This is a genomic window from Candidatus Aquiluna sp. UB-MaderosW2red (assembly GCF_900100865.1).
Classification (GTDB): Bacteria; Actinomycetota; Actinomycetes; order Actinomycetales; family Microbacteriaceae; genus Aquiluna.
In genome coordinates this window covers 915,788-938,891 of the sequence record NZ_LT627734.1, presented here as the reverse complement: position 1 = coordinate 938,891, position 23,104 = coordinate 915,788, and the positions used below count along the sequence as shown (strand labels likewise).

Annotated in this window: 21 protein-coding genes and 1 tRNA gene; 14 read left to right on the top strand and 8 right to left on the bottom strand. The window is 51.0% G+C overall.

The window, feature by feature from the left end; genetic code table 11:
- Positions 1–446: 446 nt before the first annotated feature.
- The 4 genes from BLP47_RS04825 to BLP47_RS04815 all read left to right on the top strand — a co-directional run bounded on the left by BLP47_RS04825 (position 447) and on the right by BLP47_RS04815 (position 5,580).
- On the top strand, positions 447–1,889 hold the full coding sequence (locus BLP47_RS04825; protein ID WP_091850921.1) for a DEAD/DEAH box helicase: 1,443 nt from the start codon (positions 447–449) through the stop codon (positions 1,887–1,889).
- 453 nt (positions 1,890–2,342) lie between these two features.
- Positions 2,343–2,498 carry a hypothetical protein gene (locus tag BLP47_RS08465; protein WP_157671505.1) on the top strand — a complete coding sequence of 52 codons (156 nt, stop codon included), beginning with the start codon at positions 2,343–2,345 and terminating at the stop codon, positions 2,496–2,498.
- A gap of 210 nt (positions 2,499–2,708) precedes the next feature.
- Positions 2,709–4,079 (top strand): hypothetical protein, encoded by a 1,371-nt coding sequence (locus BLP47_RS04820; RefSeq protein ID WP_157671503.1) that lies wholly within the window; start codon positions 2,709–2,711, stop codon positions 4,077–4,079.
- 577 nt (positions 4,080–4,656) lie between these two features.
- Positions 4,657–5,580, top strand: a complete 924-nt coding sequence (locus BLP47_RS04815) for an ion transporter (RefSeq protein ID WP_157671501.1) — start codon at positions 4,657–4,659, stop codon at positions 5,578–5,580.
- A 67-nt stretch (positions 5,581–5,647) separates the two neighbouring features.
- On the opposite strand, the gene BLP47_RS04810 is transcribed toward BLP47_RS04815, so the two are convergent.
- The 8 genes from BLP47_RS04810 to BLP47_RS04775 all read right to left on the bottom strand — a co-directional run bounded on the left by BLP47_RS04810 (position 5,648) and on the right by BLP47_RS04775 (position 12,655).
- Positions 5,648–6,133 (bottom strand): YqhA family protein, encoded by a 486-nt coding sequence (locus BLP47_RS04810; protein ID WP_091850915.1) that lies wholly within the window; start codon positions 6,131–6,133, stop codon positions 5,648–5,650.
- 193 nt (positions 6,134–6,326) lie between these two features.
- Entirely contained in the window at positions 6,327–6,680 is a 354-nt protein-coding gene (locus tag BLP47_RS04805) for a monovalent cation/H(+) antiporter subunit G (protein WP_249883273.1), read from the bottom strand.
- Complete coding sequence (locus BLP47_RS04800; protein ID WP_091850913.1) at positions 6,677–6,943, bottom strand: monovalent cation/H+ antiporter complex subunit F; 267 nt, start codon at positions 6,941–6,943, stop codon at positions 6,677–6,679. The genes BLP47_RS04805 and BLP47_RS04800 overlap by 4 nt, the downstream gene beginning before the upstream one ends.
- A complete protein-coding gene (locus BLP47_RS04795; RefSeq protein WP_091850911.1) occupies positions 6,940–7,332 on the bottom strand; it encodes a Na+/H+ antiporter subunit E in 393 nt (130 codons plus the stop codon). Before BLP47_RS04795 ends, BLP47_RS04800 begins: the two co-directional genes overlap by 4 nt.
- Positions 7,329–8,954, bottom strand: a complete 1,626-nt coding sequence (locus BLP47_RS04790; protein ID WP_091850909.1) for a monovalent cation/H+ antiporter subunit D family protein — start codon at positions 8,952–8,954, stop codon at positions 7,329–7,331. The genes BLP47_RS04795 and BLP47_RS04790 overlap by 4 nt, the downstream gene beginning before the upstream one ends.
- A complete protein-coding gene (locus tag BLP47_RS04785; protein WP_091850906.1) occupies positions 8,954–9,355 on the bottom strand; it encodes a sodium:proton antiporter in 402 nt (133 codons plus the stop codon). Before BLP47_RS04785 ends, BLP47_RS04790 begins: the two co-directional genes overlap by 1 nt.
- Positions 9,352–12,345 (bottom strand): hydrogen gas-evolving membrane-bound hydrogenase subunit E, encoded by a 2,994-nt coding sequence (gene mbhE, locus BLP47_RS04780; RefSeq protein ID WP_157671499.1) that lies wholly within the window; start codon positions 12,343–12,345, stop codon positions 9,352–9,354. The genes BLP47_RS04785 and mbhE overlap by 4 nt, the downstream gene beginning before the upstream one ends.
- A gap of 237 nt (positions 12,346–12,582) precedes the next feature.
- Positions 12,583–12,655: transfer RNA gene (locus tag BLP47_RS04775), tRNA-Arg, on the bottom strand.
- 187 nt (positions 12,656–12,842) lie between these two features.
- Between BLP47_RS04775 and BLP47_RS04770 the strand changes: the two genes are divergently transcribed.
- The 10 genes from BLP47_RS04770 to BLP47_RS04725 all read left to right on the top strand — a co-directional run bounded on the left by BLP47_RS04770 (position 12,843) and on the right by BLP47_RS04725 (position 23,080).
- Positions 12,843–13,121, top strand: coding sequence for a DUF305 domain-containing protein (locus BLP47_RS04770; protein WP_091850898.1), 279 nt, complete (start codon positions 12,843–12,845; stop codon positions 13,119–13,121).
- Positions 13,114–13,911: a hypothetical protein gene (locus BLP47_RS04765; RefSeq protein WP_091850895.1), complete on the top strand. Its 798-nt coding sequence runs from the start codon at positions 13,114–13,116 to the stop codon at positions 13,909–13,911. The genes BLP47_RS04770 and BLP47_RS04765 overlap by 8 nt, the downstream gene beginning before the upstream one ends.
- Positions 13,912–14,027: 116 nt before the next feature.
- The gene (locus BLP47_RS04760; protein ID WP_157671497.1) at positions 14,028–15,038 is read left to right on the top strand and encodes a hypothetical protein; all 1,011 of its coding nucleotides are present in this window, start codon (positions 14,028–14,030) and stop codon (positions 15,036–15,038) included.
- Between the two features lie 103 nt (positions 15,039–15,141).
- Complete coding sequence (locus BLP47_RS04755) at positions 15,142–16,104, top strand: L-threonylcarbamoyladenylate synthase (RefSeq protein WP_197672363.1); 963 nt, start codon at positions 15,142–15,144, stop codon at positions 16,102–16,104.
- A 112-nt stretch (positions 16,105–16,216) separates the two neighbouring features.
- A complete protein-coding gene (locus tag BLP47_RS04750; RefSeq protein WP_091850886.1) occupies positions 16,217–16,504 on the top strand; it encodes a DUF427 domain-containing protein in 288 nt (95 codons plus the stop codon).
- 21 nt (positions 16,505–16,525) lie between these two features.
- Positions 16,526–17,242, top strand: coding sequence for an ABC transporter ATP-binding protein (locus tag BLP47_RS04745; protein WP_091850883.1), 717 nt, complete (start codon positions 16,526–16,528; stop codon positions 17,240–17,242).
- Entirely contained in the window at positions 17,243–17,884 is a 642-nt protein-coding gene (locus tag BLP47_RS04740; protein WP_091850880.1) for an ABC transporter permease, read from the top strand.
- Positions 17,877–18,557: an ABC transporter permease gene (locus BLP47_RS04735; RefSeq protein ID WP_091850877.1), complete on the top strand. Its 681-nt coding sequence runs from the start codon at positions 17,877–17,879 to the stop codon at positions 18,555–18,557. Before BLP47_RS04740 ends, BLP47_RS04735 begins: the two co-directional genes overlap by 8 nt.
- Before the next feature lie 5 nt (positions 18,558–18,562).
- Entirely contained in the window at positions 18,563–19,429 is an 867-nt protein-coding gene (locus BLP47_RS04730; RefSeq protein ID WP_091850874.1) for an ABC transporter substrate-binding protein, read from the top strand.
- Between the two features lie 219 nt (positions 19,430–19,648).
- Complete coding sequence (locus tag BLP47_RS04725; RefSeq protein WP_091850871.1) at positions 19,649–23,080, top strand: bifunctional proline dehydrogenase/L-glutamate gamma-semialdehyde dehydrogenase; 3,432 nt, start codon at positions 19,649–19,651, stop codon at positions 23,078–23,080.
- The last annotated feature ends 24 nt before the right edge of the window (positions 23,081–23,104 follow it).

Genomic DNA, 23,104 nt, shown 5'->3' with positions numbered 1-23,104 from the left:
CACCGCCGCCCTAATAATCAATTATTCGCTAACACTATTACATTTGTTCGCCTACCCGTAGTTTGGCTTATTTATGGTCCTCTTTGTCCCAATTGACTTTGTCACCGAGGGCGGAGCGCTTATATTTCTCGTCGCAGTCTTGATTTGGGGCATCACAGGGCTTTGGACTGTGACACCGTTAAATCACCATGAGGCCGGCAGGCCCCGAGTTGGTATTCCCAACAAACCCGCAGGCCGACAAAAAAACAGCAGCAAAGCAACTCTCGGCAGTACACTTGTACTACTTGAAACATTAATTTGTTTCCTGCGTCGTAGAACGCTCCCCACTACCCTGTGGTTGATTTTTTCTTGCGGCGAACGAATGCGTCAAAAGACGCGTTTGCCCAAAGCCAAACAAATTGTCTGGTTTCATCGTGATGCTCTCATCACCAGAAAGTGACATAAACATGTCTCAAAACACATTTTCCGATCTTGGCGTGCCACAAAGCATCTGCCTAGAACTCACCAAACAAGGAATCGACTCCCCCTTCCCAATTCAGATTGACACCCTTCCCGACACCCTGGCCGGCAAGGATGTCCTTGGTCGCGGTAAAACCGGATCTGGAAAGACTCTTGCCTTTAGCATCCCAATGGTCGTTCGATTGGCGAAAAACCAAAGGGGTAGCATCCGTGGCGCAATGCCAGTAGGTCTTGTGCTGGCACCAACTCGAGAGCTTGCAACTCAAATTGCAGGCACCATGCAGCCCCTGGCCGAAGTAATGGGCCTTCGAGTGACCACCATCTTCGGTGGTGTTTCTCAAACCCGCCAGGTAAGAGCAATCCGTGACGGTGTCGAAATCATTGTCGCCACCCCGGGACGTCTCGAAGACCTAATGCAGCAGGGCCTTCTGAAACTTGACTCCATTCAAATAACCGTGCTTGATGAAGCAGACCACATGGCTGATCTAGGTTTCTTGCCTTCGGTCACCAGAATTCTGAATGCCACCCCCAAAGGTGGTCAGCGCCTCATGTTCTCAGCGACTTTGGATAACGGGGTCAATAAGCTCGTGGATCGCTTCTTGAATAATCAGGTTATGCATGCTGTGGACGAGGAAAGCTCCCCGGTAGCTCAGATGACTCACCATGTTTTTGAAGCCAGCAACCCCGAAGCCAAAAACGCCCTCATTGAGGCTTTGGCCTCGGGAACTGGCCGTCGGATTCTGTTCATGCGGACCAAGCACCATGCGAAAAAACTAGCTAAGAACCTGACCAAGGCCGGAATCCCAGCGGTTGACCTGCATGGCGCGCTTTCTCAAAATGCACGTGACCGCAACCTGGCGGCCTTTGCAGCGGGAACCGTAAAAGTACTAGTTGCAACAGATGTTGCGGCCCGAGGTGTTCACGTCGATGATGTCAACTTGGTCATCCACGTTGATCCACCAGCAGAACACAAGGCCTACCTGCACCGCTCGGGCCGAACCGCTAGAGCTGGTGCTGCCGGAGACGTGGTGACCCTTTGCCTACCTACCCAGCGTCAAGACCTAGCGGAATTGCTTCGCAAGGCCAAGATCTCGGTTGTGCCCACCAAGGTCACAGCAAGCTCCCCATTGGTTGTGGCGCTGATTGGTGAAGTTGCCGCCTATGTGAAACCAGAGCCCGTTGCCAAACCGGCTCAAGGTGGCGGCAAGTCAAACGGTCAAAATGCCCAGCGCAAACGCAACCAGCGCGAGCAAGGCACCCCTCAACCGAGCTCAAGGAATGCCAGCTCAAGACAGTCAACTGGTACCGCTAAGCCCGCTGGCGAGCGGCCCGCAAGGCCAGCATCAAATGCCGGTCGCCCGGCAAGACCCGCCATCAATGGGCAACGACCAGCAGCCTCCGGTCAACGCTCGAGGCAACGATCCCGCTAGCGAACTTTGAGGTGATCGACTCTTCGCCAGCTTGCTAAGCACCTAATGCACGAGGAGTTGATCCCCTAGGTTCAGGAATGGTATTTTTTGTTTCTGAGTTTGGGAATCGGTAGGTTTTGGGTGGCCTCTTTTTTTCGAGTGAAAAGCAAATACACAAAGCCTTGACGCTAAGGCGCTAGCCGCCAGACCGCAAGCCAGAATTTTATTGGCTCGTTCGAAATCCAGAAACACATCGATAAAGACCACTTAGCTAATGGCGCCGACGCCGATTCGCTTGTTTTTTTAATTACCTAGGTCACTGACGGGCAGCCGGCCGGGGATCTTCATGCGGGTCCCGCAAAATGCCACCAATCATTCAGGCAATTGCTGGATCCAGTTGCTTGGTGGGGCTGATGATTTGCCCCAGACAAAAACCTTCTACTGACCAGCAACGAGCTTGAGTTGGTTGATCTCTTGGGCAAGATTAACATTGCCTCACGTCAATTCGACTCGTTGACCATCCTGAGCGACATTCGCTCCACTTGCGTCCAGCAGTCTGGCAATCAAGACTGGCTGGATGAGAATCCATCACATCAGCATGCTGGAAAAAAAATAGCCGATGACCCGTGACAATTGGCCGGGCTTGCTGTAGAGCTGCCTTTCAGCAATAAATGATTCACGCCAAAATTTCGATGGTCAACTTGTTTCACCTCCTGGAAACCCTGTAAAATTTTCCAAAAGGTGAAGAAATCTAGTTGAACAAAGTCGTGAAGTATAAGTAGACCATGACTAGTTTGAGATCTCGGGCACCTACCTGTGGGACTGAATCTTGGGGGAGATATGAAATCGTTAGCATCCAAACTTACGCCTCTACTGGCAATCTCTCTGGTCCTATTCCCGATTATCCCCTCAAGCTCTATGGCCCAATCAACAGCCGCGGCAGCGGAGAAAACTCTGCCAGTCGCAATCTGTAAACAGGTTGGAAATAACACTCCTTCTGCGCAGTTCCGCTACGAAGACGCGGGCCACATCACCGATTGGAGTCGGATTCTTCGCCCGATCGGCAACCAAAAAATGGTAGTCATCCCGTTGGACTTCTCGGATGCACCCGAGCAAAAAAAGAGTCTGGCCCAGCTCACTTTTTTAGATGAAGTGAGTGAATTTATGGAAAGGAATTCGCAGGGAAAGCTAGGGCTGGAAATTGAAGTCCTGGACAACTGGGTTCGTCTCCCCAAAACTGCCCGTTATTACGCAGACGCTATTTGGACGGAAAAGATTAATGATGCAATCGATGAGGTAGACCCTTACATTGATTTTTCAGATTACGAACTAACTCTTTTTTACATTTCCAAAACCAACATGATTACCGTTGCAACGGGCGCCTTGCCGGGATGGGATCTTCGGTACCCTGATGGGCAAACTGTTCGAGGTGCTTTTTTGGGAAATGACGGCTGGAGACAACTGGGCCAGGACGCCACCGTCACTATCCACGAACTGATGCACGTCTACGGCCTGCCAGATTTGTACATGGCGAATAAGGATGGCTCGAAAAACGTTGGAGTATTTGATCTAATGTCTGAATATCTTGAAGACGTGGGGCCGCGTCTATTCGATTGGCATCGCTGGAAGCTTGGCTGGCTGGATGATGACCAGATTGAGTGCCTGAACCCGTTAGTGAAGCACGAGCTTGTCATAAAAAAATCTGACGCCCAAAAGAAACTATGGGTCATGCCTATGAGTGACACCACAGTCAAAGTATTCCAACCTTGGATGACAGGAAGCAAATTCAGCGTTATTTCATACTCTGTGGACACCAAGGACTATGTCTGGCATTCCGGAGGACCTAAGGGTTCGGGGTTTAGCGCGATTCAAATGCTGAGGCCGAACCGCTCTCCAATTTCCCCAGGTGGTTTCATGAATCGAAATCTCACGGTAGTTCTGAAAAATGGAGATGTCATAACCGACAAGTCCTCTGTCCTGAGAGCGGGGGTTTCGAAAAACTCAGTTCGACTCAAATACGAATCAGGTACAACATCCTTGGAGACGATGAAATTTAAGACATGCAAAGAAATGTGGCGATTTTTTCCAGGCGGCGTTTCAAGGATTGAGAGTACCGACAATCAAAAGCTTGAGCCGAACTTGTCAATTCAAGCTTGGAGACTAAACGAGAGGCTTAGACAACCCGGCCAGGAGGTAATTTGTGGAAGATGATTCATCCAACTCTCCAATTCAGAAGATATTTATTCGATTAGCGCTCAGTTTATCAAGTCACTTTTCGAGTTAGTGACTAAAGCCCCCGCCTAATAAATCGCAGGCCTTCCGGACCACCCCTAGCGTCAACCGATACTTGCACGCTCGGTTTTCTGCGAGGTGGGTTTTAGACTTGTAACCCCAACCGGGCTAAGCCTTTCTATAGATCATTTATAGGCTTTGCGCTAACAATCTCCCGGAACTCTTGACCATCAACAATTCAACGAAGAGGCTTTCCGGTTCAAATGGCTCCCTAATAGTTTTCCATTCTTAAGCCGGGTTCTGGGTTAGAGGCACATTCTCCACGGGGAAGATTGTTCCAAATCAACTGACCGTGGACCCAACAGTTGTTAGCTAAATAATTAGCAGGTTGGGCGTGTTCCAGAATATTGCGCCGTAGTTCGCAAAGAGTCGCTCGAATGCCGAGTCCGGTTTTGATCGACCTGGAGTTCCAAAAAACTCACAGCACATTCAGCCTTTGAAGGCTGCGGCAGGCCCTAATCTAAATGAAATATTGGTTTCATCAAAGCGGGGGAAAATGCCAACACGAGACACGAGCCCCTCCTATGTGCGCGCCTATGGCAAAGTTAAGGAAATAGAGCCTTTTCGAATCAAGTGGCTGGCGCGCCTGGTTTACAACACAAAGTTCGAGCTAGCTATCAGTGCGGTCATAATCGTGAACGCAATTTCATTAGCCGTTCTAACAATGCCGAATCTTGACCCCGAGACGATTGCGATTGCAAACCAGGTCGACTCAGTGGCATTTTTCATTTACGTAGCAGAGCTAATCTTGCGCCTCGTCTCCTACGGCAAAAAACCGTGGATGTTTTTCCGCGAGGGCTGGAATGTCTTCGACTTTGTGGTTATTGGCCTGACGCCAGTGTTCCAAGGTCAGACAGCGGTCATGAGGCTTCTCAGACTCTTGCGACTGGTCCGAATATTCCGGTTTTTACCTGAGGTGAGAATTCTCTCCGCATCGATCATGAAGAGCGTTCCGCCGCTTCTAAGCATGAGCGTGCTAATAACGCTGTTGCTTTTTCTTTATGGCATGGCCGGCTTTTACCTTTTCGGCGAGCAGGCCGCGTCCAGTTGGGGTGACATCGGACTGAGCATGAAGAGCCTGTTTATATTGCTTACCCTCGAGAACTTTCCGGTTTATCTCGAAGAGGCAATGCTGATCAACCCCCTTGCACTGCCTTTCTTCCTGTCTTATGTATTTCTAATTGTCTTCACCGTGCTGAATGTGCTCATTGGCATCGTTCTAAACGCGATGGACGAGGCTCGCTCTGAGGATAAAATCCAAAGAGCTCAAGTCTCCGAGTTGAACTCGCTCTCTAACGCTGCCGCAGCCCTAGAGGGTAGCGATGAGGTTATTGCCTCAGAAATAAAGCAGATTCGCGACCGAATTCAAGAGCTATCTGCCAGATCTAGCGAGAAGTCAACTAACGCGGCGAAACCCTGATGGAACCCGTTGGCAGCCCGCACCCAATAAAAGGTCGGATGATATCCAGCCACTAAGTAAATATGGGTTACTTTTCGATCTGGGTTTTTTGTTTCCCAGGCCCCTTTTTGGTTGCGTAGGTAAATATGGCGAGTCCAGTAACCAGAGCCCCGGCACCAAGACCATAAGAAAGCACATCGGAAGCACGATTTGCATCCACAAAAACACCGACGAAAACAACCGCGATGATGGCCACCACCACACCGATAAGTTTCGACTTAAGGTCATCCAAATCGTTCACTTGCAGCCAGGCCGGAACATCTATGTCGGTGTCTATGAATAGCTCATAAAGACCGTACCCGATAACCAATAAAACAGTTCCCAGAAGAATCGCGTCCACCGCGGTCAAAACCTCAACAATGGTCTCTTTCAAAGAAGACTGATTCACGATGGTTTCAAAAACCACCACGATCATCTCGATTGAGCCTTGAGCCATCAAGAGCAACGCCCCAATCATCGAAGCCACCGCTGGTACGACAACCGCATATCTTGTGAGTCCAAGTATTTTTCGCATGGCTAAATGCTAGTTGGGTAACTTCTAAACTCGAGATTTGGTAGCTAAATACATTCAGTGGGAAAACTGAAATGGCTTGCGCCCTCGGAAGGGCCAGAAGCTTCATCGTTCCGACAAACTAACCGCTTCAGAGGCGTAACTCCGCGGAAACACTCGACGCACCGAAGATCCCCAGCATTTCAAAGGCCAGACCCTAAGTGCTGGACTTGTCTGCCTGGTCGGCTAATTCGTCTGGAATTGTCGTATCCACAGGCTTGCCGCCGGTCATATAGCTTGCTCGAGCGAGAACGAAACTTCCAATAGCACTAGTAACTAGTTGCGCAACGATAGCGATGATGCCTTTAATGAGGTTTAAGACTGAGAAGTCGATCACCACAACCCCAAGAATCATTAATGCAACACCTAGACCCGCCGCCGTTCCAACCGCACTGGTGCGGGTGTAAACATCGGGAAGCTTTATCAGACCGTACGCCGCGATAGCCATGATTGCGGCACCCAGAATCAACAAGGAACTGCCAAGCACCGTGATGACCATTTCGGCACTCACCTTTTTTCTCCCTGAATCAGTCGGGCCAGCGACAGGACTGAGAGGAAGCCCAGTAGTGCTGAGATCAAGATGATGTCCATAACCGCCTCGATTGGAAGCATCAGACCCAAAACTGCAACAGCCCCAATGAAAACAAAGAAGATTAAATCGCCGGCAACCGCCGAATTAGCTGCGGTAGGACCCCTCCACGCCCTAATCACAGAGAACACGACCGAGAAAGCTAAGAGCCCTAGAACCACAAAAGCGACAGCATCAGGAATCATTTGACAACCCCATTTCTCAAATTCAAGCTTGGCCTCAACCTCGTGCCAAAAAGCAATCGATCGTGCGTTTCTCGCAAGGACTCGCGGAAACTCTCTGGGTCTTGAGCAACAAACATTCCATGAACAAACATGCTGCCGTTTTCTCGGTCCACTGCGATGACCAAAGTGTCTGGTGTGATGGTAATCAATGTCACCAAAATTGTGACTTCGGACTCAGTCAGGTCAGCTATGCGCATCCGCACAATCCCCGGTGAGGGCTCTCTGCCCGGTGAAAGAATTAGCCCGACAACCTGGAGGCTGGTAATTATGAACTGGCCGATAAACCAAGCAGTGAAATACGTCATCCTCCATGGCAAGCTCCATGCTGAAGCACTCAGAGAGTCGGTCATCTTCCAATCACCGCCTTTATGTAGTCACTGGTGTCGATCAGACCAGCGCTGGCATGCTCGGCCAGAGAAACTAGGAATTCTCCTCCAAAACCGAGCGCCACAGACAATCCCCCGAGGATCAAGGCGGGCAAAATCAGCGCTACTGGAACACGGGTTCCTCTGTTTTCGTGCGGGTCGCCCTCGTTTCTTTGCGAGCCTCGTGGGGGTTTCAGATACTCGACTGCAAGAGCGGCCTCCTGGGCAACCTCATCCGGATCGAGAAGGGCTAGATCATAGAGTCCGTTTCGAGTTCGGATGCGCTCCTCGGCAGCCAGAATCTCGACATCGGAGTGGCGCTTACCATTGAACATATTCGCCCAAATCTTCATCATCGCCATTAGGACAAAAAGGCTGACAACCAAAAGCAAACCAGCCACAATGGCGAGGCCAGCGTCAGCACTTGCCAAAACCAGCGCGTACTTGGCAACGAACCCCGAGAAGGGTGGCAAGCCAACTAGTGAAAGCGATCCAATCACGAATACCCCTGTCAGAAGGTGCTCTCGAGTTCGCAGCCCGGCAATTCTCTCGAGTTGTCCCGAGCCATAGGTGTGCTCAATAGCACTTGATACCAATAGCAATGAACCCATGACAATCATGTGGTGAACCATGTAAACGATGCCTGCACTCAACCCCTGAGGTGTAAACAGGCCGACGCCAACAAGGATAAACCCAATACCGCTGACCATTTGAAACAGCAAGAGGGAGCGAATGCTTGATTCCCCAAGGGCTGCAAGAGCACCAACCACCAGAGTTAGGCAGGCAACAACCAAGATCGCGTTCATCCAGGAGCTATCACCCTCAAAAATCACCGCACTGATTCGGTAGATCACATATACCGCGACTTTGGTATGGAGTCCGGAAAACAAAGCTGCAACCGCTGGAGATGCTGATGCGTAGGCCCTGCTCAACCAACCGTGCACCGGGAAAACAGCAGCCTTGACAGCAAGTGCTGACAAACACATAGCAGTGGCTATTGCGGTAGCCGGATCAGAACCTGTGCCTGCCAGCGCTGCCAGGTTGACGGTTCCTTGGACTGCGTAAATCAAACCAATCCCGGCCAGAAAAAGTGTCGAGGCAAGCAAATTCACAACCACATAAAGCCTCGAGCCGGCCATATCCTCCCGGCGGCTAAGGAAGATCAACAACCCGTAGGAGGGCAGGAGCATCACTTCAATAAAAACAAAGAGATTGAATAGATCTGCAGTCAATAACGCTCCGGAAACGCCACCAACCAAAATCAAAACCAACGCGGGAATCGACGGGCTTCGGCTTTCTCCGCTTACGAGCATGTACTGGAAGCTAAGTAGGGCCACCAGTGCAGCGGCAGTCAAAATCAACGCAGAAAAGGCATCTGCCACAAATGCAATCGCAATGCCCTCGGGCCAGAGCGAGATTTGGTGAGCGAGCACGGTGCCATCGGACACCGTTACCAACAAAGTGATGGAACCGGCCAAAACAGCTAAGAGTGAGCCAGTAGCCACTATGTATTGAAGCGGGTGAGTGCGAGGCACGATAAATAGCACAGCGCCTAATAAAAGGGGCGCGCCAACAAATAGCGGCAAAAGTGCTTCCATGAGGTTCATCACTTCAAATCACCACCTTTTTTAGCTTCACTGTTGTTAGCTTGACTGTTGTTAGCTTCACTATTGTTAGCATCACTGTCCAAAGCCCTAATTTGTGGCTCACCCTCAGTATCGTCATCGCCCTTACTGACAACCGCTAGGGTCGCCAAAACAACGGTGATTGCGAACGCAATCACAATCGCAGTAAGAACAAAGGCCTGCGGGAGTGGGTCCGCTGCCATCGATGTGTCTCCATCAGCAAATGGGGCGTCTCGACGAGCGACTCCGCCGGCTGCAATAATCAACAGGTTTACCGCGTGGGTTAAAAGGACAAAGCCGAGGATGATTCGAATCATCCCGCGCTGCAGCACCAAAAAAACGCCGGCTGCTGCCAAAAATCCAATGCTAAGAGCCAAACTCATGATGACGCTCCCGTCTCTAGCGAATCCGAAACCGCTGAGCTACCGGTTTTTGGGGTTGCTTGACCACCAGAACTGCCGGCTTCACCTAGCCGCTCTGGGCGCGGAGAATTTGGTTCGAACCTTTCAAAACGGCTCGCAACCAGAACTGCCCCGGCGTAACTCCTTGGCTCGATATTGCTTGGACGCACACCTCCCAGTTCATTAATCACGGCAATGATTATTGCCAAAACGGCAATATAAACCCCGAGATCAAAGACCATCGCGCTAGTAAAGCCATACTCACCACCCCATGGCAAAGGAATGTCAAATCGCACCGGTTTCAAGAATGAACCGGCAGCGTAACCCCAGATACCGCTCAGGACAGCCACAATCACCCCCGAAGCCAAAAGACCTTGATACGGCCACTTCACCGGTGCTGAACGATCCGCTCGCGCACCAAGGTAGGCAAGGCCGAATCCGGTGGCCCCCACCAGTCCAGCGATAAAGCCTCCGCCGGGCTCGTAGTGGCCGCGCCAGAATAGGTGGAAAGACAAAAGAATAATCACTGGCGCTGCCCACCTGGCGACAACTCGGATCGGAAGAGTGTTGTCTTCCGTGCGAGCAAGAGCAGTATTCTCCCAGCTAGCCAAATCTGGAGTTCGCTGGCTGAGCATTGCGCGCGAGCGAAGAATACCGATTAGCACAATGCCGGCAACTGCAATAACAGTGAGCTCACCGAAGGTGTCTAGTGCGCGGTAGTCAACCAAAATAGTGTTCACTACGTTGGTGCCGCCGGTGTCCTTAGGGGCCTCATCCAAAAAGTACTGTCCAACTGCAGACATGTCACGCTGCCCAGTGAAGGCCAGTGTCGCTAATGTTGCCACCACACCAACTCCGATGGCAACCATGGCGGTGACAAACTGCCTGGAGCGTGCCACAGGATGGAAAGTCCCTGGCAGGCGACGCAAAATCAACACCAGTGCCACAACCGTAAGTAGCTCTACTAGTAGCTGTGTTAATCCGACATCAATTGCGCCAAGCGCAAAGAACCAGAGAGCTACTACAAACCCAGCTCCACCCACCAAAATCAAAGCGACTAGGCGCGATTTGGTTATTAGCGCCGGCACAACAGTGACAACCAAAAGCACGAGCCAGAGCACATCGGTCCAAGAATCTCCCGCAACGAATGCAGCTGGGGCGGGAACTATGAACAGGGCAGCAACGGCAATAAATCCAACTATCACCCAGGGCGCTGCCAAGTGCTTTGCAGGCGAGTCAGTTCTGGTGGTGTTTCCCACCCTTTTACCCAGAGCCAGAGAGCCGGTCCTAATACCCTCCACCACATCGATCGCAGTGAACTTCAAGTAGCGGCGCTCCAAGAATGTATCCAAGCGGCGACGTTGAGTTATTGCAAAAAGCCCCAAGCTATAAATCGAAAGTGAGAGAGCGAATTCGGTGGTGAACCCGCCAAAGAATTTGAAGCTTGCAGCATAAGCCTCACCCGAAGCCGCACTTCCAGCGGCTCCCAAAAGCGGGTACAGCGCGGCGATTGAGGGACCCAGAAACAAACCGATGAGCGCCGGAGTTAGTGCCGCCCCTACAAATAAAGGCTTTGCCTCGCGAATTTCCTTTTTCTGTCCGTGAGTGCCCTCCGGCTCGTCTGCGTGATTAGTTCCCCGGTAACTAAAAAAGGCCCCGAGAAGAATGCGGCCGGTATAGGCAAAGGTGGTGGCAGACGCGAGCACGGCGATAGCGGTAAGGGCAATCCCCACCCATATCTGAGTGCCGGCATCCAGCATTTGACCCAGTAGGTACTCTTTCGAGATAAAACCAAGCAGTGGGAAAACCCCCGCCATAGAGAGCCCGGCCAATAACGTTGTGATGAACGTGACAGGCATGATTCGCCACAACCCGTGCAAAAGCCGTATGTCTCTGGTGCCCGCCTGGTGGTCAATAATTCCCACCACCATAAACAGTGAAGCCTTAAACAGAGCGTGAGCAAGGGTGTAAAGCGCAGCCGTAGCCAGCGCCGCTGTCGTTCCAAGGCCGATCAAAGCAACAATCAGACCCAGCTGGCTCACGGTCGAATACGCCATGATCTCTTTGAGATCAAAACGTCGCATGGCAAAAAAGGCCCCCAGCAACGCTGTTATGAGACCGGTTGATAAAAGAATCACCTGCCACACAATCGACCCCCCAAGAGCTGGAGAGAACAGCATTAGCAAGTAAATCCCCGCTTTCACCATGGCCGCGGCATGAAGATAGGCACTCACAGGTGTGGGGGCAACCATCGCATCTGGCAACCACATGTGAAACGGGAACTGTGCAGACTTTGTCATGGCAGCCAGGGCAACCAAAACCGCAATTCCAGCAGTGAACCCTTGATCCTGTGCCCACACCTCGTCGGTTAGGGCTTCGCTAAGAACGGTTGTACCAGTTCGAACCACAATCAAAACCACTGCAAATAACAGTGCTAGGCCGCCCATCGCGGTAACCAAAAGTGTGCGAACCGCAGGAGCGCTTGCCTTTTCTCCTGAACGATTGATCAAGAAGAACGAACACAGGGTTGTGAGCTCCCAAAAAACAAAAAGTAGAACTAGGTCATCTGCTAGGACTAGCCCCGTCATGGCGAAAGCAAACAGCAACATCCATGCAAAATAGCCGGTGTGCGGGTGCACGACGCGCTCAGACATGTAGCGAGCCGAATAGGCCATTACAAGCGCCCCAATGCCTAACACAATTATCAGAAACAGGGCAGACAAGCCGTCCAGGCGCAAACCCAAAGAGATTCCAAGGCTCGGGATCCAAGGGGTCACCTCGCGCACGGCCGCCAAGCCGGAGGGAGAGTTTGCGCTTTCAAGAATCTCGGGTATTCGCAAACCAACAGCTAATGCAATGACGCCCAAGCCGGTGGCTGCTATCCACCCTGCGTTGCGACCCAGAAACCGAGTTGCCACCATAGTTATTGCGACAAGAAGCAGCGTTGAGAAGAGAATCGCTGTAAGGGTCACAAGCGCACCCGCATACAAGAGAGCTTCAGAGAAAAGCTATGGCGCGCCATTTTCTCCTCATAGTCGGTTGGTAGCCGATTACACCAGTAGGTGAACCCGCTAATGCACGACTTTCTTGAAGCCGCTACGCCGACCAGGATCCCCGGCACTCCGGTTATCTTATCAAAGGCCCCTAAACCGCTCAAGGTCAGCGCTTTCCGAGAAGAGTTGAATTATTTAGCAGCGGTACGAATTTTGCGCCCTCGGTAGGAATCGAACCTACGACCAAGAGATTAGAAGGCTCTTGCTCTATCCACTGAGCTACGAGGGCAGTTGCCTAGAAGTCAAGGCGTCCATAAGTCTACAACAGGGCTTAATCGCACACTTGGACTCTGAAGGGATGTTGCGAATACAAAATTACTGGAGTTGACAGAATTCATTCAGAACGAAGTAGCAAACTGATATAAACGCAAGAATGGCTATCGGGCCAGAGAAATAACCTAGGAGAATCAGCTGCAATGTTGGATCATCAGGCCATAATCCACCCAGCAAAATACGTGGTTGGAATGGCCTCGGATGAAGATCTCGACAAACTTTTATCTGAACTCTCTCCAAAGTTTGACAGAATATTTTTATCCATAATGACTTACCGTCCCAAAGGAGAGCTGGAAATGGTTCAGGAGATTGAGAATTCTCAAAACGAAGATGAAAGCTCTTTGGCTCAAGGAGTAATCGCTGCGCAACAAGCTAAGGTGCGGCAGATGGAAGACCTTCTTCAGGGACAAACCAATGCTTAGGCCCCTGGTCGCATCGGGAGCCGTGCTCTTGCTGCTCGCCGGCTGCGCTAGCTCGAATGACCAGATGTCTGTGGATCAAATGGAACATGTTCACAGTGTTGCAACAGACGGTGAATTTTTTTACTTGGCGAGCCACCATGGCCTTTATAAAATGAAGGGCGACTCGTGGAGCCAAGTTGGCGAGGAATTTGACATCATGGGGCTAGACATTAGCGATGGCGTCTTTTACGCCAGTGGTCATCCTGGTCCGACTCAAGACTGGCCAGACCCAGTTGGGATAATTGCCTCAGAAGACAAAGGTGAGACTTGGACGCCTAGGACACTTATGGGTGAGGTTGATTTTCACCTCCTAGAGGTGTCGGGCGATTATTTTGTTGGAGTAGCGGCTAACTACGGGGTTGTGGTTGGTTCCTCGGACGGCGCTAAATCTTGGTTGACTTTGGAAACTCCGAGCCTAGATAGCCTCAGCGTCAATCCGAAAAACGGAAGCGAGATTCTAATAATTTCAGAAGGAAAGCTTCTTTTATCAAGCGATGCTGGGTTGAGCTTCGATTCAATCGAGGCTCCCGATAACCTTTTGCTGGTGGACTGGTTTGAGTCAGGCATTTACGTTAGTACCGATCGTGGATTGTTTTTTAGCAGCGACCTCACTAAAGGCTTCAGCTCCAACCCTGAAATTTTCAATAAGATACAGGCCGCCTCAGCTCAAGGAAAAAATGTGATTGTTCTGGATGAAGATGGTGTCCACATTTCACAAGACGCTGGAGAGTCATTCAGGCTGTTGCCCTAACTCTGTGACATTCAGGGATTAGCTAAAAGCCTGAACATTACCTACCCTGAGAACTGGCAAGGTCTTTGCTGATTCGAATTGGAAAGCTGCGGCGCTTTCAAAAAGGAGTAGACAATATGAATAAATCAGACCTACTAGAAGCAATGAATCTAAAAGCCGATGTCGCGGTTTCAATCTATGCGCCGACTCACCGCAGGTCTCCCGAAAATCAGGGTGACAAAATAGTAGTCAAGAATTTGATAACCCAGGCACTTGAGAAAATCGAAGTCCTTGGACCAAAGCGCGATTATGAGAATCTCATCGCCAACCTTCACGCCAGCATCGAATCAATCGACTGGAACAACACTTTAGATGGGGTTGCACTTCTTGTGTCTGCCGAGGGTTATTGGAAATACGACCTCAACCACCAGCCGTTATTGCAAGCGAGCGTTTCCAACAATTTTGCCATCTCAGAGCTAGCCAGAACAGCAAATATGTCCTTTGCTTACCACCTTCTGGTTCTATCCGAGTCTCCCACCAGGCTGTTCCGCGGGGATAGAGAAACACTGACAGAGATTAATGGAGATTTTCCCATCGAACACTTGGGCCGCGGCGGAGAGCAGGGCTCACCAACTGATTTTGGCCAGCGCACCTCGGTGGTTGAAGATGAAGAGCACCGCAAGTTCTTTCGAAGAGTTGCAGAAGCTCTTTCGAAGACCCAAACCAAGGAGACCTTGCCGCTAGTGACAACCGGGGTCGAGCGCTTTTTGGCCTTCTGGAAAGACGTGGCTCCAGATCAAAAACCGGTGCTTGCAATTGAAGGCAGTTACGACTTTATGTCAGAGGGTCAACTATCTCAAACAGTGTGGCCAAGAATACAGGAGCACTTCAGAAACAAAAATGAGCTGGTCGTGAAAAACTTAGATCTGGCAAAAAGTAAAGGCACCTACGCTGGCGGTATCCAAGAGGTCCTAGAGCTGGCTGAGGCCGGAAGAGTCGCGCAGCTAGTGGTCTCGGAGGAACTTACCGATGAGCCAAGACTTGAGCTTGCGGTCAGGGCAACCTTGACCAACGGCGGTCTAGTTAGTTTTGTTCCAGCCGAGCAGCTATTGAGTTTTTCCCCAGTGGCTGCAGGGCTTCGCTTCTAGGGGCGCGAACTTTGAAACCTGCCCCTCTGAGCTGAGTCGCGTGCGGGATTACGCATGATGGCGAAGTCCTGAACTTAGGGAACAAGCGCATACGATATGAGACGTGAATCTCAAAGGATTAGGCACGAGTAACTTGCTGATGCAAGAGGCCGCTCGGCTCCTTCTGAAAGGTGGCCTGGTAGCCTTTCCGACCGAAACCGTGTATGGCCTAGGGGCCGATGCCGAAAACCCCTTCGCAGTCAGCACGATCTACAATGTCAAGAATCGGCCAGCTGACCACCCCGTGATAATCCACATTGCCGATTCGAAAGATGTTTTATTTTGGGCCAGATCGACTCCAGAATATGCCCACGCTCTGATGAGGGATTATTGGCCTGGGCCAATGACTTTAATACTCTCCAGAAGTCCAAATGCGAAGAGTTTTATAACCGGAGGGCAAGACAGTGTCGGCTTGCGGGTCCCAAATCACCCGATAGCGTTGGGATTGATTTTGGAATTTCAGAAACAAGGCGGCCACGGACTTGCGGCTCCAAGTGCCAACCGCTATGGTGCCGTTTCGCCAACCACCAAAGCGGCGGTTGAGCTGGAACTTAGGGAATATCTTGCCCCGACCGATTTGATCTTGGAAGGAGGTTTATCTCAAGTCGGAATCGAATCCACCATCATTGACTGCACGGGATCCAGCCCGATAATCCTCAGGCCAGGAGCCATTAGTGCCGAAATGATTGAGATCTCGACCGGGATTGTTGTCACTGAACCCCCAGAGCAAAGATTGCGAGTTTCGGGATCCCATAAAAGGCACTACTCCCCAAAAGCACGAGTACTAATAGACAAAGACGCGCTTTTTGGTGAAGGTTTTATCGCTCTGAGTGATGTTCCAACACCCTTTGGCGCAATAAGACTTTGCGAGCCAAAGACCATCGAAGATTACGCGCGTGAGCTTTACGTCTCTCTCAGAAAAGCGGACGAACTGGAATTAAAGGTGGTGCGAATTGTGCAGCCCTTAGGTGACGGTTTAGCAATCGCATTGCGGGATCGAATAGCTCGCTCAGCCGCTAAGGGTTAATTGGCGCCCCAACTAGAGCTGCGGCTAGGTTTAGAAGTATCGGAACCTAGGGGAACTAATAACTCATCGCTTCGGTTAGAGACTCTAGAGATTTACACCTAAGGAGAAAACAATGTATGTAGCTAGATGGAACGGCAAAGTAGTTGCCCAGTCGGACAGCACTGTTGAAGTTGAGGGAAACCAGTACTTTCCTATGGACTCAGTGCATGAGGAGTACCTCGCGGAATCAGACATGAAGTCAAGCTGCCCATGGAAGGGCGAGGCTAATTACTTTAACCTGAGCGTTGACGGTGAAGTAAATAACGATGCTGCTTGGATCTACCGGGAGCCAAAAGAGCGAGCCCTAAACATCGCCGGCCACGTCGCGTTTTGGCGTGGCGTAGAGGTAACCAAAAGTTAAGTCTTAGCTAGGGATCAAGCTTTGATTGAATTTAAACACGTCTCTAAGAGTTATGGTGATGCCGAGGCCGTCATAGACTTCTCATTGACTCTCCCAACTCACAAAATTACCGTCCTGATGGGCCTGTCGGGATCAGGCAAGACCACCTTGATACGCATGGTAAACAAGATGGTGGAGCCTTCTGAGGGCGCGGTGTTTATTGATTCGAATGATATCGCTGCGCTAGAGCCAGTGAAACTTCGCCGATCAATTGGTTACGTAATGCAAGAGGTTGGGCTGTTGCCCCATAAGAGCGTCCTAGAGAACATCAGACTCATTGCAGAAATCTCCGGACAAACCAAACCCGAAGCACTCAAAAACTCGAAAGATATGCTGAATTTGGTTGGGATTGATGAAGAGTTTCACGAGCGCTTCCCAGCGCAATTATCTGGCGGCCAGCAGCAAAGAGTTGGAGTAGCAAGGGCGCTTGCCATAAAGCCCAATATCCTTTTGATGGATGAGCCCTTTGGAGCGGTTGATCCGATTGTTCGTGAAGAATTGCAAGACGAGCTAATCCGAATCCAACTGAGCCTTGGGCTCACAATCATGTTTATTACTCACGATCGCCACGAAGCTCTCAAACTTGCCGACCAGCTAGTAGTGCTATCAGATAACGGCAAAATTGAGCAAGCCGGCACTCCTTTAGAGATAAAATCCTCCCCCAAAAACGACTTTGTCAAAAAGCTGCTCGGTGTCTAAATGGAATGGGCACTAAAGAACCTAGAACTAATCTACGATCTCACAATCACTCATTTGTGGGTTTCTCTGGTCCCACTGATTATTGGTTCGGTTGTAGCGATTTTCCTGGCGAGGATTGTTCCGAAGCGTTTTGCAGGTTCAGTAAATGGAACCCTCGGCGCGCTATACGCGATTCCGTCACTGGCTTTATTTGTTGCCCTACCGGCATTGATTGGCACGAATTATGTTGGTCCAATAAACGTTGTGATTGCTCTAAGTCTTTATGTTGTGGCCTCAATGTTCTTCTCGGCCCGAGATGCTTTCAATCAAGTTCCCTCCCCCGCCATCTTTATCGCCAGAGCTCAAGGCATGAGCCCCTGGCAAAGAATCATCCACGTGGAGCTTCCGCTAGCGGTTCCGGGCTTGATAGCTGGCCTCAGGGTTGCTGCTGCGAGCACTGTGTCAATGGCTTCAATTGGCGCTGTTGTTGGAGTACGTAACCTTGGCTACCTATTTTTAGATGGGTTTCAGCGCAAAATACCTGAGGAAATCATCACTGGGTTATTTGCAATTTTTGTGATCGCGATTTTGCTGGATGCGGGCCTCTGGCTCCTGAGTAGGGTGCTAACCCCTTGGAGCAAGAAGTCGGTGAAGCATGCTTAGCGTCTCCGAAGTCTGGCGGTGGTTGCTAGACCCGACCAACTGGGAGGGTCGCTATGGCCTAGTGAACCTGTTCTTTGAGCACATGGCACTGAGCTTTACAGCAATCCTGATTGCGGCTTTGATCGCGGTGCCTATTGGAGTGGCCATCGGGCACCTGGGTAAGGGCGAAGCAGTTGTGGTGGCCATATCCTCAATCTCCAGAGCGATTCCAACCATGGGATTGCTTTTTGCCCTGGTGATGTTGATGGGAATTGAGTTTAGGGACTTTGCCGTAACGCTGGCTTTGGCAATAATTGCTATACCTCCGATTCTCGCGGGCTCCTATGCCGGCATCAAGGCGATCCCGCAGACAATTAGTCAGGCGGCTAAGGCTCAAGGAATGACAGCTAAACAGCTAATTTGGCATGTTGAGCTGCCGCTATCAGCAACATCGATTATTGGTGGTGCAAGGATTGCTTATATCCAAGTCGTATCCACCGTAGTTTTGGCGCCACTTATTGGACTCGGAGGTCTTGGGTTTGGAATCATTCAGGGCTTGGCGCTGCGGGATTTTGCTCAGGTCACAGCCAGCGCCATAATCATCGTCTTTATAACAATTTTGGGCGATCGACTCATCGGATTGGCTCAAAAACTTACCGCGGTTAAACTGGCCGCAGTAGAAATAGATAGGTAAAACTAATGAAAAAAATGACAAAGAGTTCGATAGCGCTAAGCGCGGTGGCGATTTTGGGTCTGGCTGGCTGTGCCGATGCCGGAAGCGAAACCATAGTTATTGGCTCACAGGCCTACTACTCCAACGAGATCGTAGCCGAGGCATACGCCCTGGTGCTAGAGGATGCGGGCTTCTTGGTAGAACGACAATTCTCACTAGGCCAACGCGATGTTTACGTTCCGGCGATAGTGGCTGGCGAGGTTGACCTTTTTCCTGAGTATTCCGGAAACCTTTTGCAGTATTTCAACCCGGAAGCATCAGAAACCTCCCAAGAGGATGTTTATAACGCTCTGGTAGCTGCGCTACCCGAGGGCCTAACCGCGCTCACTCTTTCGGGAGCCTCGGACCAAGACTCCTATAACGTCACCAAAGAGTTCGCAGCTGCCAACAATCTTGTGTCAATTGGAGACCTTGCCGGCTTGGCAAAGGTAACCCTCGGTGGCCCACCAGAGCTCACCGGGAGGCCATATGGGCCACAGGGACTACTGACTACCTATGGTGTTAATGTCGCCTTTGAAGCTACCGGTGAGACCACTGTGGAATCTTTGGTTGCTGGCTTGATAGACATGGCCAACGTGTACAGCGCTGACCCAAGAATTCAGCAACTCGGCCTGGTTACCCTCAAGGACCCGCAGGGTCTTTTTCTAGCCTCGAACCTGGTGCCGATTGCCTCCGAGGCGGTCAACGCTGATGCCAGAGCGCTAATCAACGCAATCTCGCTAGCGATGAGTGCCGAAGATCTAGTTGCGATGAATGTTAGAAGCGTTGAAGAGCAGCTTTCCGCCGCCGTTATCGCGAGAGACTGGCTGGTTTCCAAGGGCCTGTTGAACTAATTAGTAAACCTAAACCCCGGTGGGCAATGAACTGAACCCTTTCTGTTTGGACTCCTTTTTTGGTGTCCAACTTTTTGGGTTCAGTTCAGAACCACCGGGGTTTTTCCAAAGCCTTAAAGAGCTGTGAACCATGCAAGACACTGGAGAGAATATGCTCCTCGGTGATTCACACTTGTCCTAGAGTTGGACCTGTCTGCAATGATGCGTATCGAGGTATGAATGTCACTAAACACCACGCAAATTCCATCCATCGATGGACGCGCGGAACTCACTGACGCGACTTTAAAACTTGTCCAGCAATGGGTATTGCGATCATCGCAACTCAAAACCTCTTCCTCTTCTCAAAGGCTCGCGGGATTATTGCAGGACCCCAATGGTTTAGATTTTGCGGTCGGCTTTGTTGACGGGGTTATCAGGCCAGAGGATCTAAGGGTTGCAGCCAGAAACCTTCATGGCCTTCGCAAACTCACACCGAAATTCTTGCCCTGGATTTTACGAGCCCTCATTTTTCTAGGAGCGCTTTTAGCCCCAATTTTTCCCTGGATAGTTATACCAATCGCTCGTGTGGTGCTAAAAAAGTTTGTGGCTCACTTGGTGATTGACGCCAGCCTGGGCAAGCTGGGCAAGGGCCTTCGCAGGCTTCGCAAAAACGGCGCCAAGCTCAATATCAATTTGCTGGGTGAAGCGGTTTTGGGAGAAAAAGAAGCCAAGCGCAGAATACAGAAAATATCTGAAATCCTGGCGCGGAGGGATGTGGACTACGTTTCGATAAAGGTCTCAGCCACGGTGTCGCCACATTCAAAATGGGCCTTCGATGAGACTGTCACTGACGTGGTTCAAAGACTCACCCCGCTTTATAAGATTGCGGCCACTTCGGCCACCCACAAGTTCATAAATCTCGACATGGAGGAATACCACGATCTAGATGTAACGGTCGCAGTATTCAAAAAACTTCTTTCTCAACCGCAGTTCAAAACTCTCGAGGCTGGGATTGTGCTTCAGGCCTATTTGCCGGACGCCCTCCGGGCAATGATCGACCTTCAACAATGGGCGATGCTTCGCAAGCATGACGGCGGAGCACCGATAAAGGTGCGTGTAGTCAAGGGGGCCAATCTGCCCATGGAGAAGGTGGATGCCGAGATTCATGGCTGGCCACTTGCCACCGTGCGATCAAAGGCGGAAGCGGATTCGAACTACAAGCGAGTCTTGAACTATGCGCTAACCAAAGAACGCGTGCAAAACGTGAAAATCGGTGTGGCCGGGCACAACCTTTTTGACATTGCCTTCGCTTGGCTTTTGGCCGGGGAGCGCGGTGCCCAAGAAGGCATGGACATTGAAATGCTGTTGGGTATGGCTGAAACCCAATCCAAAGCGGTGCAGGAAACCGTGGGTGCGCTCGTTCTTTATACCCCCGTGGTTCACCCTCAAGAATTCGATGTTGCGATTGCCTACCTAATTCGCAGGCTAGAAGAAGGTGCCAGTAGCGATAACTTTTTGTCCGGCGTCTTCGAGCTGATAAACCCAGTCGTTTTTGACAGAGAGAAAACCCGCTTTTTGACTTCACTCGAAATTCTTGGTTATGAGATCCCCATCCCTAACCGACTCCAAGATCGAAATCTAGACCTTGCAGTGACCCCGGCTACTGGCTTCGAAAATACTCCCGACACCGACTCCGCAATATCTCAAAACCGGGCCTGGGGTTATCGAATTATCAATCGATTAGAGACCAGCACAATTGGCCAACAGCTGGTCGAGGACCACACGCTTAAATCGGAATCCGAACTTGAAATTCTCATCAATAAAACACATGCAGCCGGCATTGAATGGGGTAAAAAAGACCCGTATCAACGTGGCCAACTGCTGCATGAAATCGGGGTAACACTCGAGCGCAATCGGGATAAATTAATCGAAGTCTCGATGGCCGAGGCTGGGAAGACACTTGACCAGGCGGATGTTGAGGTCTCTGAGGCCATCGACTTTGCCCATTACTACGCGGAGCGTGCCAAAGATCTTGCCGAGATTGACGGTGCCGACCCTGACCCAATTCCACTAACGGTAGTCACGCCGCCTTGGAACTTCCCGATTGCAATCCCAGCGGGTTCGGCATTGGCCGCACTGGCTGCGGGTTCGGCAGTCATTTTCAAACCCGCTGGTCTTGCAGCTCGTTGCGGAGCGGTGCTGGCAGAGCTCATGCTCGAGGTGTTGGATAAAAACGTCTTTGTTCCAATTCAAATCTCGGAATCAGGGCTTGGGCAAAAGCTTTTGAGCCATCAAAAGGTAGGTCAAGTTATTCTCACCGGAGGCTACGAGACTGCCCAATTATTCAAATCCTTTAATCCCGGTCTCAAGCTACTTGCCGAGACCAGCGGTAAAAACTCGCTCATCATCACCCCCAGCGCTGATTTAGATCTGGCCGCCAAGGATGTTGCCTATTCGGCCTTTGGTCACGCTGGCCAGAAGTGCTCCGCCGCATCGATCGTGATCCTGGTTGGTTCGGTTGCCACCTCCAAGCGCTTTACTCGGCAGCTGCTGGATGCAGTGACTTCGGTTTATGTCTCGCACCCGAGTGACCCAAGGGCACAGATGGGACCGCTGATTGCGCCTCCAGAGGCCAAGCTCCTCAAGGCACTAACAACATTGGGGCCCAAAGAAAACTGGCTTCTGGAACCCAAGCAATTGGATGAAACAGGAAAGCTCTGGTCTCCCGGCATAGTCCAAGGGGTAAGGCCACAAAGCACTAGCCACCTGGTGGAGTATTTCGGACCCGTCCTCGCAGTCATGACCGCCCGCAACTTGCAAGAGGCTCTGGAGATTCAAAATGCTGTTGATTACGGTCTCACTGCAGGTATTCATTCGCTAGATGAATCGGAAATAAACCGTTGGCTCAATTCAGTGCAAGCCGGCAATCTTTATGTGAATCGCGGAATCACCGGAGCGATTGTCAGACGACAGCCTTTTGGTGGCTGGAAAAAATCTGCGATTGGCCCGGGATCAAAAGCCGGTGGCCCCAACTACCTGATGGGGCTCACCAACTTCGCCTCCAAACCAAATAGCACTGTTGGGCAAATAACCAATGGCCACATTAATCACCTGCTGGCCCAGGCGAGCTTGAGCGGGCTTAGCGACGATGATCTCGGAGTCGTGATTAGGGGCGCCAAAAGTGGTCTTCAGGCCCTGAGCGAGGTCTTTGGCAAATCCACCGACCCTTCGGCCCTAAAGGCCGAGCGAAATGTCTTTCGCTACTTTAGGTCTGATTGCAGCTTACGCATCGATGAAACAGCGAGTGAGCTCGAAACCTGGAGAGCTCTGATGAGCGCTGCGGTCCTAGGCAATGTGAGTGTGAGCGCATCAGCACTCCCAACAAAGCTCGTGAAGACGCTCGGCAAATTGGGGGCGAGGGTTTCAATTGAATCAAGCGCTCGGTGGGCCGCGAAACTTAGTGGAAAAACCGCTCGGATTCGTTTCATTGGAGATCAAACCAACAAGGAACTTTTAGACCTTAGATCGAGCTGTGACATAGCCATTTACGATGGCCCACAAACCGAATCGGGGCGGATTGAGCTATTGCCATACTTCAAAGAACAAGCGGTTAGCGTCACTGCGCATCGTTTTGGAAGCCCTACGAAACTCGCAACTCAGCTCACCATATAGCTAGATAAAGTTAATTCAGGAAAC

Excerpts from the sequence above, each read along its gene's own strand:
- BLP47_RS04825 (WP_091850921.1), top strand. The coding sequence starts at position 447 with ATGTCTCAAAACACATTTTCCGATCTTGGCGTGCCACAAAGCATCTGC.
- BLP47_RS04820 (WP_157671503.1), top strand. The coding sequence starts at position 2,709 with ATGAAATCGTTAGCATCCAAACTTACGCCTCTACTGGCAATCTCTCTG.
- BLP47_RS04815 (WP_157671501.1), top strand. The coding sequence starts at position 4,657 with ATGCCAACACGAGACACGAGCCCCTCCTATGTGCGCGCCTATGGCAAA.
- BLP47_RS04810 (WP_091850915.1), bottom strand. The coding sequence starts at position 6,133 with ATGCGAAAAATACTTGGACTCACAAGATATGCGGTTGTCGTACCAGCG.
- BLP47_RS04800 (WP_091850913.1), bottom strand. The coding sequence starts at position 6,943 with ATGATTCCTGATGCTGTCGCTTTTGTGGTTCTAGGGCTCTTAGCTTTC.
- BLP47_RS04795 (WP_091850911.1), bottom strand. The coding sequence starts at position 7,332 with ATGACCGACTCTCTGAGTGCTTCAGCATGGAGCTTGCCATGGAGGATG.
- BLP47_RS04790 (WP_091850909.1), bottom strand. The coding sequence starts at position 8,954 with ATGAACCTCATGGAAGCACTTTTGCCGCTATTTGTTGGCGCGCCCCTT.
- BLP47_RS04785 (WP_091850906.1), bottom strand. The coding sequence starts at position 9,355 with ATGAGTTTGGCTCTTAGCATTGGATTTTTGGCAGCAGCCGGCGTTTTT.
- BLP47_RS04770 (WP_091850898.1), top strand. The coding sequence starts at position 12,843 with ATGTTGGATCATCAGGCCATAATCCACCCAGCAAAATACGTGGTTGGA.
- BLP47_RS04765 (WP_091850895.1), top strand. The coding sequence starts at position 13,114 with ATGCTTAGGCCCCTGGTCGCATCGGGAGCCGTGCTCTTGCTGCTCGCC.
- BLP47_RS04760 (WP_157671497.1), top strand. The coding sequence starts at position 14,028 with ATGAATAAATCAGACCTACTAGAAGCAATGAATCTAAAAGCCGATGTC.
- BLP47_RS04750 (WP_091850886.1), top strand. The coding sequence starts at position 16,217 with ATGTATGTAGCTAGATGGAACGGCAAAGTAGTTGCCCAGTCGGACAGC.
- BLP47_RS04740 (WP_091850880.1), top strand. The coding sequence starts at position 17,243 with ATGGAATGGGCACTAAAGAACCTAGAACTAATCTACGATCTCACAATC.
- BLP47_RS04735 (WP_091850877.1), top strand. The coding sequence starts at position 17,877 with ATGCTTAGCGTCTCCGAAGTCTGGCGGTGGTTGCTAGACCCGACCAAC.
- BLP47_RS04730 (WP_091850874.1), top strand. The coding sequence starts at position 18,563 with ATGAAAAAAATGACAAAGAGTTCGATAGCGCTAAGCGCGGTGGCGATT.
- BLP47_RS04725 (WP_091850871.1), top strand. The coding sequence starts at position 19,649 with ATGTCACTAAACACCACGCAAATTCCATCCATCGATGGACGCGCGGAA.